Origin of the sequence: Okeania sp. SIO2C2 (assembly GCF_010692625.1) — a bacterium.
Taxonomy (GTDB): domain Bacteria; phylum Cyanobacteriota; class Cyanobacteriia; order Cyanobacteriales; family Microcoleaceae; genus Okeania; species Okeania hirsuta.
The window spans coordinates 182,170-201,483 of record NZ_JAAHGM010000009.1; the positions used below are offsets into that span (position 1 = coordinate 182,170).

The window sequence follows — 19,314 nt, forward strand, 5'->3', positions numbered from 1 at the left end:
CCTCTTTTCCTGCGGAATGCTGCGCAAACGCTAACGTTAACAGCTTTTTGACCTTGGGTTAAATCCCCAGCAATTATTGCGCCGAATAGTTATAGGAGAGATTTAAATCCCCGACTCAACGTAAAAAAAGTCCTAATGCTGAGTGGTGAGTGCTATTTAATGGTAGGGGTTAACGGCCGTTAACCCCCCTACTCCCCCACTTAAGAAAATGTAGCAAACATTTATCAAATTGGTATTAGCGATCGCCAGATTTAGTACAATCTATTGTTAGTGATTATCTAAAATGTCAAAAATTTTGTCTGCACAATTGACAAAATCAGTTGTTTATGATATAAAGGTGATGTCTGGAAATCTACTCTAGCCTGTGGAGGCGAACAATCTCATGGATGAATGCTTACATTTCTACTACATTCTCAACCAGAGATTCCTACTCTGAAGCTTTGATAAAATTGCTTTTTTCTCCTTTAAAGGTAATAAAGCTGATAGCTGATAGCTGACTGCTGAATGGTTACTAATTCTTTAAAAAAAACATCTCATTCTAAAATTTACCCTGGTTGTTTTCGGAATTGTTGTTCTTCTGATAAAGTTTTATCAAAATAGAATATTCTGCAAACTATTTATGAATTAAAATCAAAAACTTTTCATTTTGATTATGATTAAAAACGAAGTATTTAATGGATTTAATTTTTATTCATTAATCAAGGTATTGGGTAATCCATGGTCTATTGTTCCTGGAATTTTACTAGGATTATATTTAGGAATTTATGAAAAGAATCTTAGCCAGGCTTTAACTCCTTATGGAGATTTGTATCTTAGGTTATTGAAAATGTGTGTTTTACCATTATTGTTTTCAGCAATAACTATGAGTGTAGGCAGACTGATGAGTAGTAATGAGGCTAATAAGTATATCAAACGTATTTTAATTGTATTTTTAATTGGATTGGTTGGTGTAAGTATAATTGGAGAGATAGTTACAGCATTAACTAATCCTGGAGGAAGTTTCGATGATTCAACCTTAACAACTTTGGGTCTAGTTGTGAACAAATCAGAATTAGATTTGGATATATCTCCTAATGGGGATGTTATGAATCAACAAGAAATTTTAATATCTTTTTTATTCAATTTAGTTCCAGAAAATATTTTTGTGTCTTTAAGTGAGGGTAATGCTCTAGCAACGCTTTTTTTTGCCATTGTTTTTGGTGCAGCAATGGGAAATATCGAAGAATCTAATAAAGAAGATGTATTTAATACTTTAGAAGTTGTATTTAAAACATCTAACAAATTAATTGACTGGATAATTTTATTCTTGCCGATAGGTTTGTGCTTTCTTTTAGCTAGCCAAATAGCAACTACTGGTTTTGATGTTTTAGTTGCTATGAAAAATTTTGTAATCGTGACAATTTTAATATTTTTTATTATTTATCTAGTTAGTACATTTGTTGTTTGGCAAAGGGCGGGTTGTTCTTTATGGCAAGTTGTGGTTAGTTTAAAAAAACCGACAATTTTAGCTTTGGTAACTAGAAGTAGTTTTACTTGCTTACCTTCTTCTATTTCTGCTTTATCTGAATCCCTAAACTTTAATACACAAACAGTTAATCTAGTAGTTCCTTTAACTATGACAGTTTGTCGATTTGGTTCAGTTGCTTATTTTGCAGCAACTTCTATTTTTGTAGGTCAACTTTATCATAATCAATTAAACTTATCTAGTTGCCTAATTATTATCATTGCTTCAATTTTAGCGGGTATGGCAACAGCAGGAGCAACAGGAATTGTGACTTTAACTGTGTTGGACTTAGTGTTAAAACCCTTGGGTTTACCACTAGAAGCTGTATTGTTACTATTGATTGCCATTGACCCAATTATCGATCCCTTCCGAACTGTAGGAATTGTTCACACCGCAATTGCTGCTACAGCAGCGATCGCTGATTCCAATTCCAAACAATCACCAACATTTGCCTCTGAATCTCAAAGATTAGAAGTCTAATTTTGAACCAGATTATTTGGGTCTAATAATCGGAATGTCTTGATGACCAAATGCTAAATCTAAAGTCAGATGAGCAAGAATATCAAGGGGGTCAATATCAACTATAGAATTGTATCTCAGTTGCTTCAAGACTACTGATATTTCTGTACAACCAGCAATGACTATTTCTGTTCCTTGCTTTTCTAACCATGTCATGGCATTGTCTAAAATTGCAACAGGGGTGGGAGACATTTCGATTCCTGTAGCTTTAATTCCCCAAACTGGATGGTAAATTGCATTCATAATATCATGTTGCAATTGATATTCTAAGGGAGGTGCAATCACAGTAAAACCTAAAGCACTTAAACTATGATCATACAGTTTAGCTTGCAATGTTCCTGTTGTTGCTAAAACACCAACCTTACAACTTTCAGGATAACTACTTTGAATAAATGCTGCCGTTACATTCATCAGATGAATCCAGGGAATATCTAATTGAGATTGCACTGCTTGGTAAAATGCATGAGCGGTGTTACAAGTAACCACCAAAAAATCTGCTCCTGCCATTTGTAGCATTTTCCCGTATTTCACTAGCGAAGGAGTACAACTTGGCGCATTTCCCAGCAAGCTTTGAGTACGGTCTGGAATATCAGTTGCATTAATTAAAATCCAAATGGGATGGTCGCGATCGCAAGAAATACCTCGTTCAGCATTGAAGGCAATTAACCGACGTTCAAATTCAATATGAGCAAGTGGCCCCAAACCGCCAATAATTCCTGGAATTGCTTTTTGCTGAATCACTTGTTTCATAATCAATAAGTCTAATCAATTAGGGTATATTTTAAAGATCGTATCTCCTTACACAGAAGACAATAATCACCTTGATAATTTTAATATATTTTTATTACTAATTATAATTAGGGTTTGCTGAAAAAGTCTAATGGTGATGATAGGCAACAGGGGGAATAAATTGCCGTTTGCGCAGCATTCCGAAGGAATAATATAAGACTTTTAGCTATTTTGCCCATCCTGCAATTTGTAAATATACCAGCGCTCATTGCTATAGCTGATAGCTGATTGCTGACCGCTGTTTGCGCAGCATTCCGTAGGAAATGCTTACGAAGAAGGAATAAGGAAAAAGCAAGAGGAGGAAAAGGAGAAAGTTTTTTGATCGCTAATTATCCGGACATGATATAATTAAATAATTTCAAAATTTTCTCTGCTTATAATTAAAATTATTTGTAAGTATTTCCTGCGGACTGCTGCGCAAACAGCTATTAGCGGTCAGCTCTTTCGTTTGTTATGCTGCGCAAACAGTTTTTTAATGAATGAACCAAGTATTTGCTTAACTTCTACTACAATTTTAAGCACAGAATTGAAGCATAAGAACAACAAGCTTAAATTGCCCACTAAAAGTAATAAAGCTGATAGATGATAGCTGACTGATGAATGCTGACAATTATTTTTCGGTAAATGCCCAAACTCCATCCCAGTTTTTAGGAACACCATTTATTGTTAATTTATCAATTCTATCTAAATAAAGTTTAGCTGTTTTGTCTGAAGAATTAACTGCTAATACTTTGTGAAAATAATGTTTAGCTGAAACTAAGTCTCCAGAGCAAAAATATTTTGTAGCACTTTCAAAATCTGCCTGAGTTTTTAACTTTAATTCTCGCACTTCATCAATTTCACCATCCATCACTTCATAAACATTAATTGGTTCATCTCTACCCTTAACAGATGCTCGGTCTAAAAACCTAATTTGATATTTTTCTGGATTTTTTAAACCCTGAAAAGCTGATTCAGAAATTAACAAAGAAACCCCATAATACTTAGTCAAACCTTCCAAACGAGCTGTCAAATTGACATTATCAGAAAGCGCATCTCCCGACATCCGAGTTTTCTCTCCCACTATACCAACCATCATGCGACCCCAATGAATTCCTACACCAATTTTAATGGGAAATAAACCTGTAGCTTGTAGAGTTTGATTATATTTATGTAATTTATGAAGCTGAGAAATAGTTGATTGTAGAGCATCATCAACACCATTAGGAAATACTGCCATAATGCCATCTCCCATAAACTTAATAATCAAACCATTACGACCGCGAATTTCTGGGGCAACTTGTTGTAAATAAGCATTAACAAAAGCAAAAGTTTCTTGAGCTGTCATCTTTTCAGATAGAGTAGTAAAAGAACGAATATCAGAAAAGAAAATTGCCATTTCCTTACAAACTCTATCGCCTAAATTAACATCAATAATATTTTCTTTAGAGAGTAATTTTACATATTCGTGGGGGACAAAACGTCTGTAAGCATTAGTAATTTTTGATAATTGCAGATGAGTTTTAACTCTAGTTAATAATTCATCTTTGGCAAAAGGTTTAGTCAAATAATCATTAGCACCAAATTGAAAACCCATGACTAAATCAGCCACTTGATTTTTAGCTGTTAACATTAAAATTGGCAACGTTTGGGCAGGATATTTTTCCCTAATTTTAGCGCAAACTTCATAACCAGACATATTAGGCATCATTACATCTAGCAAAATTAAGTCTATATTTTCTTCCTTATCTAAAGCAGTTAAAGCACTTTTTCCGTTTAATGCTTGGGTAACTTTGTAGTGATTTGCTGTTAAGTGATTGTTGAGAACTTGAATATTTATTGGTTCATCATCAACAACTAAAATGTGGAAATCACCATCAGCTAAATAACATTCGTTGGGTTCAGTTTCTACGGGTATTTCTAGTTGTTCGACCGAATGACGAATACTGTTGATTTTAGAAGTCGGAAGACACGGGGGATCGGTTACAGGTTTTTGAGAAATGGGTAGGGTAAAGCGAAAATGAGAACCGACACCGACCTCAGATTCAACCCATATCCGACCACCATGGAGTTCAACTAACTGTTTCGTGACTGCTAACCCTAAACCTGTACCACCATATTTTCTAACTGTGGAACCTTCTCCTTGCTCAAATGATTCAAAGATGCGCTCTAGTTTATCAGCGGGAATACCGATACCAGTATCGGAGACGACAATTATCAGTTGCTTAGATTGATCTATATCTCGGTCTTGGGTGCAGGGTTTGCGATCGGAGTTTGTCTTATGGTTGTCAACTAATTCTGCTGAGACTTTGACTTGACCAGACTCAGTAAATTTAATAGCATTACCGATTAAGTTATATAGAATTTGTTGTAGACGGTTTTCATCAGCATAGACAGGGGGTAAATCTTTAGGAGTAGCATTTATTAGTTTGATATTTTTCTTTTTGCTGAGTAAAAGATTTAAGATGACTACTGCTTCTACCACTCCATAAACATCAACAGGTTTAAAGTCTAATGCTAGTGTGTGGTGTTTGATTTTAGAAAAGTCAAGAATGTCGTTGACAAGGTTGGAGAGACGGCGAGCACTAGAAACTATCATCGTTAAATTGCCAGTGGTGACTTGATTCAAATTTTCTGTATTGCTTTCTAAAAGGAATTCACCAATACCGATAATACCATTGAGGGGGGTTCGTAGTTCGTGAGAAGTGTTCGCTAAAAATTCGTCTTTGATCCGATCGAGTTCCTTGAGTTGTTCGTTGTTTGCTTCTAGAGATTCAAATGAATTTTTCAGTTGGTTCGCCATACAATTAAAAGAGTGAGTCAGTTCTCCTACTTCATCGTTATGGTCAATGTTGAGTTTAGTTTCCCATTTACCTTCAGAAATTTTTTTGGCGGCAGAATTTAGTTTGAGAATAGGTGCGGTAACTAAACTTACTGTCATAATTACTACTACAATTGCTACAGTTAAAGCTCCAATACAAAGTAATATCGTGGTGCGTGTATTAGCATGAATCTCTCCCATTACATCAGAAGTCGGCACAGCTATTACAAGTATCCAGTCTAAACCTTGCTGAAGTTCCAGTGGAGCAATATGAAGAAAATGAGCTTGGCCATTAACTTTAAATTTAAATTCTTGAATTGTTTGAATTTCGGAAAGGTTGTCTATTTTTAGGCTCAAATATTTGGCAGCTGCTTGAGTTAATTGATTTTGACTAGCTACTGCTTTTATTCTTTGTGGCATTTGACTTTCTTCTGATAAAAAATAGGGACTTTCTGATGTGGAACTAGCAATCAAATCTCCAGAGGTTTCTAACAGAAAAACTTGACTACTAGGGGGGACTTCTAGTTGTCTAAGAAAATCGCTAATATCACTCAGAATCAAATCTACGGCAATTATTCCCCTAAATTGCCCGGTTTTGTCTAATACAGGTGCAGAAAATGTAATGCCTAATTCGCCATGACCAACAAAGTTATAAATTTCACTCCAGGTTGGTTTCTGTGCTGTTATTGCAGCTTTATACCAAGGTCTTGTTTGGGGATAAAAATCTCTATTTTGCAGTTTTTTAATACGTTGACCTTCTTTATTTACGAGATAATCGACTCGATTGGGAAAATCTTCAAATACTTTTATATTTAGGGTACTATCTATATTTCGTCTGCCTTGAGCATATTCTCCATTTTTATAGTCGCCTGCAAAATAAATAGCAGAAACAAATTTATACAATTGAATTTGTTTAATGAAATGAAAGGCTAAGGTATCGATATTGGTGGTATTCAGTTGTTGGAGTTCAATAGCATTGAGATTACTTTGAACAATAATATGAGGGTATTCTAGGTAGTGATTTAGGTGGTCTTCGACACGGTTTGTGACTTCATGTTCCCATTGACTTGCTAATCTATTAACTGCTTTTTCTCCATTTCTAAAAGAGAGATAACCAATTAATGCAAATGTTGTTAATATTTGTAAAATAAAAGGGACAATAAAAACGTTGCGCAGGGAATTTTTTCTAGTATTCTCGATTAATAAATCTTGATTTATAGATGCCATAGTCTTTAAAATAAAGGGAATAGTTCAACAATTAACAATTAACAATTAATAATTAATAATTACCTTTCCTTTAAAAGAAGAGGATTGAGTCACAGGAAATTTTTGCTTTATTATCCTCTAAAAAGTAGGGGAGTAGAGGAGCAGGGAACCCACCCCTAACCCTAACTGTAGAGGGGAATAATTGATAATTTCTGTGGGATAATTGATTTGATTTTTTATGATTGGGGATGTCTATTAAAAGTCAAAAAATATGCCACTTATTCTTCAAAAAATTCATCTGGAATTAAGCTATAGGTTTTCTGTTCAAAGTCCAGTATATTATCTTGAGCGAGGGAGTAGGGGAGTGGGTAGGGACGTTGTATGCAACGTCCGTACAGAGGTAGGGGAGAACGGCCGAAAGCTTGCGCATAACTATCTTTAACGCCCGTACATCAGAATAATTAACAATAATTGGGGTGCTAATTATCAAAAAAGTTATTTAGTCTGTGTTAATTATTTAATAATTGAAGTATTGCCTAAGTTCATAATTCTTTTTTTGCCCTTGGTATAACACAATTAAATTAAGTGTAATTATATCATGTTCACTGGTATTGTTTATGTAAAGCTAAGGTGAATATCTACATAAAATTTACCGAAATATTGTTGTTTAAAGCCGACCCTTTTTAGGGGATAATAAATCAAAATTTTCCTGTTCGTCAATCCTCTTTTTTTCAAGAAGAGGTAATGCTAAATTATAAATTATAAATTATTGAAGTTTTTTCAAGATTTTAAGCCTTATTCCTTCTTCCTTCTTCCTTACCTTATTAGTAAATATGAAGTTTAATTTTTTATTATTAAATAGACAATCATCCGTTCCTACAAAGAAAAATTTAGTTACCCCTAATTGGCATCTTACTTGGGGAAAAATAGACCAGATAAAGGCAGATATTTCTTGGAGCGATCGCTTCTTTTTGATTCACCAAGTTAAACCTAATTTTAGCTCTAATGAAAGGTTTGTTGTTGTGGGCGATATTTTCTTAACTAATCTGCCACAATTACAAAAACTTTTAGATATTTCTGCTTCTCTTACTGCTACTCAAATAGTTGCTGAATTATGGCAAAGTTATGGAAAAAAACTTTTTTGTTGTTAGAAGGAATTTTTGCTTTAGCAGTTTGGGATAGGGAAGAAAAAGAATTATGGATTGGGCGCGATCGCGTGGGTGGACGGACTTTATATTACACAACTACAGACTCAACTATTTGGATTTCTCCTCGATTAAAAATTCTTTCTTCTTACCATTCTAATGAGTTAGATTTAATCGCTTTACGGGATTATCTTTGTTGTGCTTTTGTGCCTGGGGAACGTACTCTTTGGCAGGAAGTAAAAGAATTAAGACCGGGAAGTTTTATCCGTTTTACTAATGATTTGAAAATTCCATCACCAATGTCTTATTGGCAACCACAAGCACAAGTTAAAAATGCCGATCGACCTTTAGAATATCATGGTGAAAAATTACGTTCTCTTCTAGATAAAATTATTCCTGAATATTTACCAAATAATCAACCAGTTGGAGCTTACTTATCGGGTGGTTTAGATTCGAGTTGTATTGTGGCATTAGCAGCAAAAAATCATGATTATCCAGTACATACTTATTCAATACATTTTGGTGCAGAATTACCCAATGAATTAGAATTTTCCAGTTTAGTTGTTCAACATTGTCAAACTCAACATCACATCCTAGAAATTACACCGGATGATATGTGGAATAAACTGCCAATTACTATGGCAAATTTAGATGACCCTATTGGCGACCCATTAACAGTTCCTAACTATCTTTTAGGAAATTTAGCAGCAGAAAATGTGGGAGTTATTCTGAATGGTGAAGGTGGCGATCCTTGTTTTGGCGGACCGAAAAATAAACCGATGTTATTAAATAATATTTATGGTGTTTTGCAGTCAGGAAAATCAGATATTGTTTCGTCTTATCTAAGTTCTTTTCATAAATGTTTTGCAGATTTATCTAAGCTATTAAAACCGGAGATTTGGGAAGCTATAAAAACAGAACCTTATATATTTGAGTCTGACTTAAATTCTGATGCTGATTTAAGCGCATCACAAACGAGAGTCATTCGTAGCAATCTATATATTTTACAAGGAGCTACTACTCCCAACCTAGGCAATTGGCAATTAGAAGCAGACAGCGCTCAGCCTAATGTAATAATTGGTGGACGTACATATGTTCCTCATAGAGCGATCGGACCGAATCCTAACGGAGGTGCTAATGTTCCTGTTGCTTTACCCGATGATTGTATTAAAACAGCCCAGATTATAGCTGCTCAACTTAGAGTTAATAACATAAGTGACTCAACAGCAAATCAAATAGACTCAACGTATATGGGGCTAGAAGAACCAAACAGAGTTGCAGAAAATTGCAACTTAGTTTCTGGACAACCATTATCTAATGGTATGTATGTAGGAAATACTTATGTAGGGTTCGATCCTACACGAATTGAGACTGACCCCGGAGCGTTTCATGCAGCCACAGTTATCGCTCAAGATGGTGGGGACAATGTAACAATGGAAGTTGTCTCTCCAAGGTGCTTGAACGAAGACTCCCCTTTACAATTTGATTACTTAAATGTAGATTTTGATATGTACAATGAAGAAGAAGAGAGACATTCATTTGTTAATAGCGACGTATTTGAGACAAACCGTGAAACACAAATATACAGAGACTTAATAAAAAGAATTAAAGGAGGATTAATTGGAGACATTATCGACAACACTGGCGATAAAGCAATTGCTTTGCAAAAAACGATGGGTATAAAAGACCCTATTACTCACGATGAACTTTAAAACAAAAGACAAGATTACCACTTTAAAAAGGAGGATTAGTGTAATGTGGATTAAAAAAATGCTTGCGTTTTTTCTAGTCTTGATATCTTTATTTTCGTTAGCACAACCTACTTTTGCTGACAGCTCTGATTCTTATATCGCCTGTTATTTCTACAATGCAAGTAATGATGATACCACTTGGGAATGGGCGCTAACAAAAAGTAACGATTATTACAAAATTAATGGTAGCTGGAGGACAACTGAATACACTAAATTGGAAAAGTTTTTTCCGTCAAATTCAGTAAATGTTTCGTATGGAGATATTTGTGCAGCTTGTGACAATGCGAAAGCTCACAAACAATTAGGTGATAGTTACAATTTTTTAGCTTTTTTTGCTGCTACATCAGGTTTGGGTAGTAACTATCCTGTGGTTCTGAATGGCACAGACTTTTTTCCTGACCTTTAAGTTGTTTACAAGCTTAAAGATCAAAAATAAAAACCCTGTGTGCAACTTTTTTCAACCAACGATATTTAGTCCGTTTTGAGAACCATATTTTCAGTAAAAAGTCTCAAAAGCATGATTTTTTCCTAGAAAGTTGCACATCGCGTAAATAAATAAAGTCTCTAGCTTTTTACATTGGTAAATTTCTAGAGACTTTATTTATTCACATTTTCTCAAACGTTTTCCAGGCAAAGTAAGGTAAGTAAATTTTTTTAGATGCACTGCAAAAACCCTAGAGACTTTAATCGTAGCTCGACTCCATTTGGGAGTTGGTGTAGGCTTTCAGCTTCTCGCTCAACCCGGTTTTGTCTCGGATGTACTGGGTTAATTCTTTTATTGCTGCATTGCCACGGGTTTTCAGGGTCAATTTCTTGCGGCCCGTTTCGACACCCCTACCCCTTTTCAAACAGCCTCTAAAAACATCTTCCCTGTTCTCTGTTCCTTGCTCCCTATTCCCTATTTCCTACTTTTACAAAAAGTCTATGTTGTTAACAATGACAAAAATAGGTTGTACTGCATAAGTCCTAATTATGTCCGGATAATTAGCAATCAAAAAACTTTCTCCTTCTATTCTGAGGTAGTCGATGGGGATATCGCTATCCCTCACCTCTACTTCAAAACCGTGCGTGAGAGTTTCCAGCTCACACGGCTCCTAATAACTAAGGGCACTTCGAGGTTGGGTTCACATACTCCCTTCTTCCCAGCTTTATTTCAAGGGTTAAGCGGGTTTGACACTTATGCGCAGATGCATTTTGACCCGTAGGCCATCGACTTCTTGTTTATAGTGGGCACGGCTTCCACTTCGCATCTTGGGCGCTAAATTTGGCCTCCCGACAGTTTCTGATTTCACCGCCTACCTTAGCTACCTCCCTACGTCTGCTCATCCTAGAAATTACTCCAGGCTTGCTTCTTAAGGAATCCTTATCCCGATCAAGACATTGGTTAAACTTTTCCTACGAGCGTGGTCGAAAGCTGAGAGTCTTAAGGGGTTACTTCGGCTCCCGTGTACCATTTCTCGTTGCACTTAGGCTCCTAGTATCGTCCGACCTCATTCCTAGATGCGATAACGCCGAAAGACTACGTTACCAGTTGTGTGAGGCTTCCCCTAAGTGGGTTCGGTGTATCAGGCTTAATTTCACCAATTGAGGGTGACGAACGGTCATACGCTTATTGACTGTGCGTTAACATGCATGCAACTCCCAAAGCCCGCGATCGCCAGATAAAACCTTCTAGTTTTACAGCCTTTTTGTCCATGCACCGAGAGGCCAAGTTGTTACCTTGGAAACCTGGACAACTGAAGTCACTCCGCATCCCGGAGGGCAGGAATTCAACCTGCACGGCTACGCTTAGTTATCCCTAGTTTTTGGGACTGGCTAACTTACATAGGAGTTCGTTAAGCCAAACGAATCGCACTCTTTCTTCCCTCCTGACTCCTGTCTCCTGACTCCTGACTCCTCAACAATTTTAATTTTTAACCTGCTCAACCCACCTCCACCACCAAGGCGGCAATAACAAAGGATTATACCCAGAATTACTAATAGTAGATTCTCCTAAAATTGTTACTCGCCAAATTTCCCAAATCATCAATAACCAAAGAATTTCACCCACGCGTCTACTCCTAATTTGTCCCCCTAATTTTCCTTGAATTATCGTAATAGCTAAATCCGAAATAAATCTACCTTCTGCTTGTAAAACTTCTGGGTTTAACCATTGCCTAATTTCTGACCATAATTCATTTAAACACCAATAACTTAAAGGTACTCCCATCCCTCTTTTTTCTCGCCAAACAACTTCCGGTGGTAACCAAGATTCTACTGCTTTTTTCAATATATATTTTTCATTTGAACCTTTTAAATTAAATTCTCCTGGTATTTGAAAAGTCCATTCAGTTAGCTCTAAATCACAAAAAGGCGATCGTACAACTAATCCATTACTAAATGCCAAATTTGTCGCCCTGGGATGAATATTTTGTGCCCCTTTTAAAATCAAACTAGCACGACGTAATTTATGAATTAATCCCGTACAAAAACCTTCATCTAAAGCAAATTCCACCCACTTTTCTGCTGAAATATATTGTACTTTTTCATAAATTTTTGGTTGAAAAACTTTATCTTCATAACCCCATAATTTATGAAAAGTCTGCAAATATTGTTGAATGAAATTTTCTTGTCTATTGTAAACAGCAGCAGCAATAATTGGTTTATTCGTCCACCCAGCAAATAATTGATCTCCTCCTTCCCCATTAAAAATTACAGAAACTTCTTGAGCAGCAGTTTGACATAATAAATATAAAGGTACTGTCACCCCATCACCAAAAGGTAAATCTAAAGCCTTAACTGTATCTAATAAAGCACTTTTAATTAGCTTTGGAGTTACAGATACTTTCATTAAAGGTATATCTAAATGTTAAGCAACTTTTTCTGCATATTCCCATTCTGAAAAACTATTTTTCCCAAAATCTAGAGTATATGCACGCACTTTTATTCCCTCTTGTACTAATAAAGCTGCAACTATTGAAGAATCTAAACCTCCTGAAAGAAACACTCCTACTGGTTCAGAATTTAAATCAATAATCTGCCGATTAATCGCATTTTTAAGTAGCGTTTGTAACTGTGTAATTGCGTTATTTTTGTCTTCAATTTGTACGGAATTTTCTCGCCAGTCATAATGACGTTGAATTTGTATTTCTGGCTCCAAAAAAATTTGTTCTGTTCCTGCTGGTACTGCAAAAATATTCTCTACTGGAGTGAGTGGAGTTGGTACATAAGAAAAACAAGTATAACCATAAAATCCAGGAATACTAATAGATGGCTCATAAATAATAGGTAATAATAACTTTAATTGAGAAGCAAACCAAATAACTTTTTCTATTTTCGCCCAATATAAAGGCACTCTTCCAAAAGGTTCCCTACCTAAAATTAATTGGTTATTTTCTAACTTTACCCAAGCATCAACACTATCAGATAAACCAGAGGCAGATAGAGAAGCAATCAAAGTCTCACCCCTAGCTAATTTCATTTCTTCCCCACCAATATAACTAATTCCACCAACAGTTATTCCCTGATTAAAATTAAACACTTTTGTCTTTTTTTCCTCAGTTAGCTTGGTGAGAATAGTATTTAATTCTAGTGGGAAACCATATCCCCAATAACCAATCAATTGATATTGCACTTAATCACAAAATTTTACTTAACTGTAAACTCAGTTTGACTGAGAAAGCGATCGCCTAAATACATCTCCACCTGCCAATTTCCCACAGGTGAACCAGTATGAAATTTATGCTTACAATAAGTCGGCCAAACTACTTTATTAATTTGCTTAGTTTGGTAACTATTTTGATGACTAATTTCACCATTAGAATTAATCCAGTTGCACCCTAAAGAAAGTTTTTTTCCTACTGGTGCATCTTGTAGAGTGACCCGATAAAATACTTCTGGATTTTGTTGACTATTTACTATAGTTAAATTTTTTCTACCACTATTTGTTTCTAATGTCAACTGACTTTGTTCTGAATTAGCATAGACATTATTTAATGCTTGTTTTTGAGTTTGAAACCATAAGAAACTAGCAACTATAACTACTACCAACCCAGAAAGCACCCCCACAGTAATCAATTTATTCCGCTTCTGCTCTACTGCCAACGCTTCTCGCCTTCGCAATTGAATCATTGCCTCATCTACCAAGTCAGTCGGGAGATTTAGCTCTTGTAAAATCTGCTGCATCTGCTCTCGGTCAATTTCTTCGTCGCGCTGTCTAGATAATTGCTCAACTTCTGCCACCAGTTGAGTAAATTGTATTTGTGTCAGTCGTTCTTCTGTCATAGATATTAGGTTAGGAAAATTATAACGCACAGAAAAAGAAGCAAAATAAATATTTATAAGTATAGTTTTCAATAGACATCTCTAGAAAAGAGGGAGTAGGGAGTAGGGAGTAGGGAGTAGGGGGAAATAATTGATGATTTATGTATGATAATTGATTTTATTTTTGATTATTGGAGATGTCTAATAGTTAAACTATATTAATTATGTGGAAAAAGTTTTAAATATTACTTATGATTTTGAAAGTCTAGGGTCATTAACCATTAACTTAATAAGCTCTTGTTCCATGGGATTTAAAAGTTTAGGATTAGAAATTAAAAAATAGAGTTTTTTCATCTGAAATGTTGTTTTTATTTCCTCTTCCCCGATTATTTCTTTCAATGCTTTTATTTCTTCAGATTGGGGATTTGGATAATTATAAATGATCCAATATAAATCAGGAAGTATTTCTGAATATAGGCTAAAAATTTTTTCTCTGTCTTCTATCTTCTATTTTCAAAACATAATTGACTCCGCTTTCTGCTCTCAAATTCGTCCATAAACTATCAATTAAGTTTAAATTAGAAATACACTTTTGATAACCTTCCCACAATTTTTATTTTTCCCAAATCTTGGTATCTTTACTAAGTTGATGGCGATTGTTTAAGAAAGTGACAAATATCGCGATGCTTCCACCAACTAACGAGCTAATAACATATTTCCAACCATCAGGAATATCTGGAATAACCATTAGTTTTATTTTTCTCAATTCAAACTATGTAGCAATTGAATTATCAAAAATTTATTTGTTTATAGTTGCGCTGGATGCCCCCTAAATATATCTGGGAGAGCTACAGCGCAACAACGACTTTCATTTGGGTAAACAATCAGCTTTCTGATACAGGGGTTGCACATTAAAGAATGATAATAGATTTTAAACTGTATATATACTGAGGAAAGAATTATCCAAAAATATCTACTTTCGGATTTCATCATTCCTGATTGTGCAACGCCCTGATACAAAGCTATATCTAAAGGCAGACAAATAACCTCCATCATCAAGATTAGTTGTAACCACGACTATACCATTATTCTTACTTTTGCCTTTTGACTTTTGACTTTTAACTTTCAATTCCCGTGTCGTTGTTGATGCCATTGCCAAGCGTGGGTAACAATATCTTGAACCTCTGGATATTTAGGAGACCAACCTAACACTTTCCTTACTTTGTCGCTACTTCCTACCAAAACTGGTGCATCTCCTGGTCGGCGATCGCATTCTATTACTTTAAAATCTTTCCCAGTTACATTCTTAACCGTTTCTATCACTTCTCTGACAGAAAACCCATTACCATTACCCAAATTAAATACTTCACTATCACCACCATTCAATAAATATTCTAACCCCAACACATGAGCATCCGCTAAATCACATACATGAATATAATCCCGAATACAAGTCCCATCATGGGTAGAATAATCTGTACCAAAAATTGATATAGCATCTCGCTTACCTAATGCTGCTAATAATACCAGTGGAATTAGATGAGTTTCCGGATTATGATCTTCTCCAGTTAAACCATTAGGATGCGCCCCTGCTGCGTTAAAATAGCGAAAACAAACAGACTTAAAATCATAAGCAACCTCAAAGTCCGAAAGTATTTGCTCTACCATCAATTTACTCGCCCCATAAGGGTTAATCGGATTTTTGGGGTGGTCTTCAGGAATAGGACTAGTCTGTGGTTCCCCATAAATAGCAGCAGTAGAAGAAAATACAAATTTTTTCACAGATGCTGCCAACATTGCTTCTAATAATGTTAGTGTACCTACTACATTATTGTGATAATATTTTTGGGGGTCTTTAACCGACTCTCCTACAAAAATATATGCAGCAAAATGCATTACTGCTGCTATATTGTGAGTGGCAAAAATTTTGTCTAATAGAGAGCGATCGCTTGTATCTCCCACAATCATCTCTACTTTCAGGACATTTTCTACTATGTCCCGATGTCCATAGACAAGATTATCCAGAATTACGACTTCATAACCTGCAGTTTGTAGGGCCTGCACTGCATGAGAGCCAATATATCCTGCTCCCCCAGTCACTAAAATAGTTGGCTTAGTTTGTGACACTTTTTTAGTCTTCCTTATTGCTATTAATTTATTTAGTAGCTTCCCTGAAATTAATATTCGGTAGGCATGAAATAACTTTTTTGTCTTTACCCTACACTATTTTAATCCTTAATATTACAAATAAACAGTAAAATATTTCCAATCCCCAACAAGAGATTGGAACCAGAGAAACTTACTACAAATTAGCAATCTTTTGTGTTATGCTTCTAAACTAAAATGTTTTTCAATAACATCAGGAATTTCTGATGAACTAATCCGGCTATAACGGGCTTTGTTAGGCATAATTACTAGATTAGGTCCTGCTTTACACTTTTTCAGACATCCAGTCTTCTTAATTGTCACATGGTCTTGTAAGCCGCGATCGCTTAATACTTCTGATAATGCTTTACAAACTTTGCCTGCACCCCGTTTTTGGCAATCTGATTTTTGGCACACTAAAATCTGAGCTTTCTTCGCTGCACATTTAGAATTAGTTCCAGTGATTTTTTGTGGAGATTTACTACAAGTATGTTCAGTTTCAGATAACTTCTGCTCTTTTACTTGGCTAGATAAAGTTTCAACTAATCCCACATTATGATTTTTACATGGTGTTATTGCGTTATTGCTAAAATCTGGTATAATTTTTAAAGCTTTCAATTCTTCTTCACCAGTTTTCCGATAAACTGTTCTTTCTCCAGTTACTTTTACTCCTAAACCTGGTATTAATACTGAGGCAAAAATCTTCCTTAAAGGCTTGGCAAGTTTGATGGTATAATTATTACCTGCTGGCGTCTCTACATGAATATATTTCAGTTTGTAGCCGTCTTTAACGGTAACTTCTTGTATTTGTCCTTCTAAGATAAATTTTGTCATTTGCTTCTTGGATTTAGACATTGTTGGTTATTTTTGCTAGGTCATGGTCATTTATGCGGCTAGGGGTCGGTTTAAATACTTATACCGTTTCACTAAAGTCAAAAGTCAAAAGTAAGAAGTCAAAAGTTATATTTTAAATACTTAAAACCTCTACTCTACAGTAATTTCAGTTTATTATTTGACTTCATCAGTTACCGAAAAATTGTGGGTATGCGCCTCCCCTTTTAAGGGGATAAAAAGCGGTCGTTAGCGTAGCTTCCCGTAGGGTGGGATGGCGAGGTCTCTTAGTATCCATGAGACCAAGAGAAAGAGGACATTCTATATTTCAATCCCAATGCTTTCCTAGGTCATGCTGCGCAAACAGCTAGAGGTACTGATAACTGATAACTGAAATGACCAACTATTTGTGACATTTTTTAAGTGAAATGGTATTACTAAAAGTTTTGTATCTCTACTGATAAATACATTACTTTTGCCCCTCTCTAACTTATGGTATTAATCAGCATATTAGCTAACCTGCAAACAGCGTTGTAACAATTGCACCAATTCGCAACGATTAGCAGTGAATTGTTTTAGTACACTCTCTAATTGGGTAGCTTCATTTGTGTTTTTGAGCTGTACCCGCAATGGCTTTTCTGTTTCACACCAACAATGAATATCTAACTCTTGTAAGCGTTTATAGACTTCCCATCGGTCTATTGAGCTTATTTGTAAAATCTCTCTAGTGTCTGGCCTCTGGTTGAATGTACTCATTTTTTTACAATTGCAATATATTAGCACTAAATTTACTCTTAAGGATTCTAGTAGTCCTGATGTGTCTCTACCAGAGTACCTATATTTTTGACTATACAATAGCTGCTAAATTTTCTCAATAGTTTGATCAAAAAAATTTGCTAACTTAAAATATCTTCTATCTGCGGTCTTGGCTCAGGTTGACTCTCCTATTAACTGTGGTAGACTTAAAACTGTTAGCAATAAACAAAGCTAGATAACTAGCAATAAATTAGGTTAATTGAAAGGAGAATACATAAGATGGCTACAGCAACTCCAGTACAAGTATTTGGTCAGATTGCCGATAACCCAATTGGATTAGAAAAAAGTGTTACTGAACCCATATGTGAGGGTATGAATATAGCTTTGGCCAGTTTCCAAGCTTTATATCTCCAATATGAGAAACATCATTTTGTTGTCGAAGGAGCAGAGTTCTATCAACTCCATGAGTTCTTTCAAGAAAGTTATGATGATGTAAGAGGTCATGTCCATGACTTGGCTGAACGTTTAAATGGTCTAGGTGGCGTTCCAGTTGCTAGCTTTGCTAAGTTGGCTGAAATGTGCTGCTTTACTCCTGAAGAAGATGGAAGTTTTAACTCTAGAGCTATGGTCGAACACAATCTAGGAGCAGAACAAGAAGTTATTAAACTTCTGCGTCGTCTTGCTGCACAAGCTGAAAGCTTAGGCGATCGCGCTACTCGCCACCTCTATGAGCAAATTCTACTCAAAACTGAAGAGCGCGCATATCACTTAGACCACTTCCTAGCTCCAGACACATTAGTAGTATTGAACTAGGTTCACATACTTATTAGGTAGCAATTCAAGAATTTCCTAGAAAATGAACTATACAAAAGAAGCTGGTAGATGCAACACCTAAACTTTTGTTGTCAAAGATTCTTTATACACTAGCAAAAAACTCTATTTTAGTAGGTATTTGCAAGCAAAGCTTCAGAAATTCAACTTCTCAAACTTTAATTGCCTACAAAACTTTCACTCAGATATAAAATACAAGAATATTACTGGCAGAGAGATACACCCATTCTCTCTGTCAAATTTTTTTTTGCTGGATAACTAGGTAAGTAGATAAGTAGTTAGTTACTAATTCAAAGTATACTTCTGTTGCAAAAATATTGCAACTACTCTGAATAAAATTTAATTTTTGTAAAATTGGTTACTGATTTATAAATAGAAGTTAGAAAAAGATGTTGTATTATTTCCAGTTGAACAACCAGAATAAATTTTTATATTTTTATCTCTTTAACCCCCCTGAGAAACCTATCCCTTACCCATAAGTCTTGAAACCCTTATGGGTAGCAGGGGAGCAGGGAGCAGGGTAGAAAGGAGAAAAAATCAATTTAGCTAAGTAAAACTACTGAAGTTGTCAAAAAAAAGTATGGAAAAATACATTTTTTCTCCCGAAAAAGCCGAGCCAAGACTCACTCATAACTCGTCTCTAAAGTCAAGCTTTATGTTAAGAAATGATGTGGGTATAAGTAACATTTTTTTGCCTTGATCGACTCTCAGCAGAATAGGCCAGGGGAGAAAAAGAGCGATCGCTTTAAATATAGGAGAAGGAAGAAGAATGGGCTAAAGTTGAAAACATCTTGC

The 19,314-nt window shown here is 35.5% G+C and carries 12 protein-coding genes and 1 pseudogene; 5 read left to right on the forward strand and 8 right to left on the reverse strand.

The window, feature by feature from the left end; genetic code table 11:
- The first annotated feature begins 652 nt into the window (after nucleotides 1-652).
- Nucleotides 653-1,984: a dicarboxylate/amino acid:cation symporter gene (locus tag F6K18_RS10035; protein ID WP_287520570.1), complete on the forward strand. Its 1,332-nt coding sequence runs from the start codon at nucleotides 653-655 to the stop codon at nucleotides 1,982-1,984.
- Nucleotides 1,985-1,996: 12 nt separating this feature from the next.
- Here F6K18_RS10035 and F6K18_RS10040 read toward each other — a convergent pair whose 3' ends face one another.
- Nucleotides 1,997-2,773, reverse strand: coding sequence for an amino acid racemase (locus tag F6K18_RS10040; RefSeq protein ID WP_287520572.1), 777 nt, complete (start codon nucleotides 2,771-2,773; stop codon nucleotides 1,997-1,999).
- 649 nt (nucleotides 2,774-3,422) lie between these two features.
- Nucleotides 3,423-6,839 (reverse strand): ATP-binding protein, encoded by a 3,417-nt coding sequence (locus F6K18_RS10045; RefSeq protein WP_287520574.1) that lies wholly within the window; start codon nucleotides 6,837-6,839, stop codon nucleotides 3,423-3,425.
- An 812-nt stretch (nucleotides 6,840-7,651) separates the two neighbouring features.
- Here F6K18_RS10045 and F6K18_RS10050 point away from each other — a divergent pair.
- The 3 genes from F6K18_RS10050 to F6K18_RS10060 are packed head-to-tail and all read left to right on the forward strand — an operon-like array spanning nucleotide 7,652 to nucleotide 10,120.
- Complete coding sequence (locus F6K18_RS10050; protein WP_287520576.1) at nucleotides 7,652-7,969, forward strand: hypothetical protein; 318 nt, start codon at nucleotides 7,652-7,654, stop codon at nucleotides 7,967-7,969.
- On the forward strand, nucleotides 7,933-9,675 hold the full coding sequence (locus tag F6K18_RS10055; RefSeq protein ID WP_287520578.1) for an asparagine synthetase B: 1,743 nt from the start codon (nucleotides 7,933-7,935) through the stop codon (nucleotides 9,673-9,675). Before F6K18_RS10050 ends, F6K18_RS10055 begins: the two co-directional genes overlap by 37 nt.
- A gap of 43 nt (nucleotides 9,676-9,718) precedes the next feature.
- Nucleotides 9,719-10,120, forward strand: a complete 402-nt coding sequence (locus tag F6K18_RS10060; protein WP_287520580.1) for a hypothetical protein — start codon at nucleotides 9,719-9,721, stop codon at nucleotides 10,118-10,120.
- 1,500 nt (nucleotides 10,121-11,620) lie between these two features.
- On the opposite strand, the pseudogene F6K18_RS10065 reads toward F6K18_RS10060, so the two are convergent.
- The 6 genes and pseudogenes from F6K18_RS10065 to F6K18_RS10090 form a co-directional block, all read right to left on the reverse strand.
- Nucleotides 11,621-13,174, reverse strand: a pseudogene (locus F6K18_RS10065) (asparagine synthetase B family protein).
- 167 nt (nucleotides 13,175-13,341) lie between these two features.
- Entirely contained in the window at nucleotides 13,342-14,049 is a 708-nt protein-coding gene (locus F6K18_RS10070; protein WP_287520582.1) for a hypothetical protein, read from the reverse strand.
- 520 nt (nucleotides 14,050-14,569) lie between these two features.
- Nucleotides 14,570-14,704, reverse strand: coding sequence for a hypothetical protein (locus F6K18_RS10075; RefSeq protein ID WP_287520583.1), 135 nt, complete (start codon nucleotides 14,702-14,704; stop codon nucleotides 14,570-14,572).
- A gap of 377 nt (nucleotides 14,705-15,081) precedes the next feature.
- Nucleotides 15,082-16,083 carry a UDP-glucose 4-epimerase GalE gene (gene galE, locus F6K18_RS10080; RefSeq protein WP_287520585.1) on the reverse strand — a complete coding sequence of 334 codons (1,002 nt, stop codon included), beginning with the start codon at nucleotides 16,081-16,083 and terminating at the stop codon, nucleotides 15,082-15,084.
- Nucleotides 16,084-16,281: 198 nt separating this feature from the next.
- Nucleotides 16,282-16,956, reverse strand: coding sequence for a (2Fe-2S) ferredoxin domain-containing protein (locus tag F6K18_RS10085; protein WP_287520586.1), 675 nt, complete (start codon nucleotides 16,954-16,956; stop codon nucleotides 16,282-16,284).
- A 486-nt stretch (nucleotides 16,957-17,442) separates the two neighbouring features.
- Entirely contained in the window at nucleotides 17,443-17,688 is a 246-nt protein-coding gene (locus F6K18_RS10090) for an Asr1405/Asl0597 family protein (RefSeq protein WP_124142802.1), read from the reverse strand.
- Nucleotides 17,689-17,967: 279 nt separating this feature from the next.
- Between F6K18_RS10090 and F6K18_RS10095 the strand changes: the two genes are divergently transcribed.
- Nucleotides 17,968-18,501, forward strand: a complete 534-nt coding sequence (locus F6K18_RS10095; protein WP_287520587.1) for a Dps family protein — start codon at nucleotides 17,968-17,970, stop codon at nucleotides 18,499-18,501.
- Nucleotides 18,502-19,314: the final 813 nt, after the last annotated feature.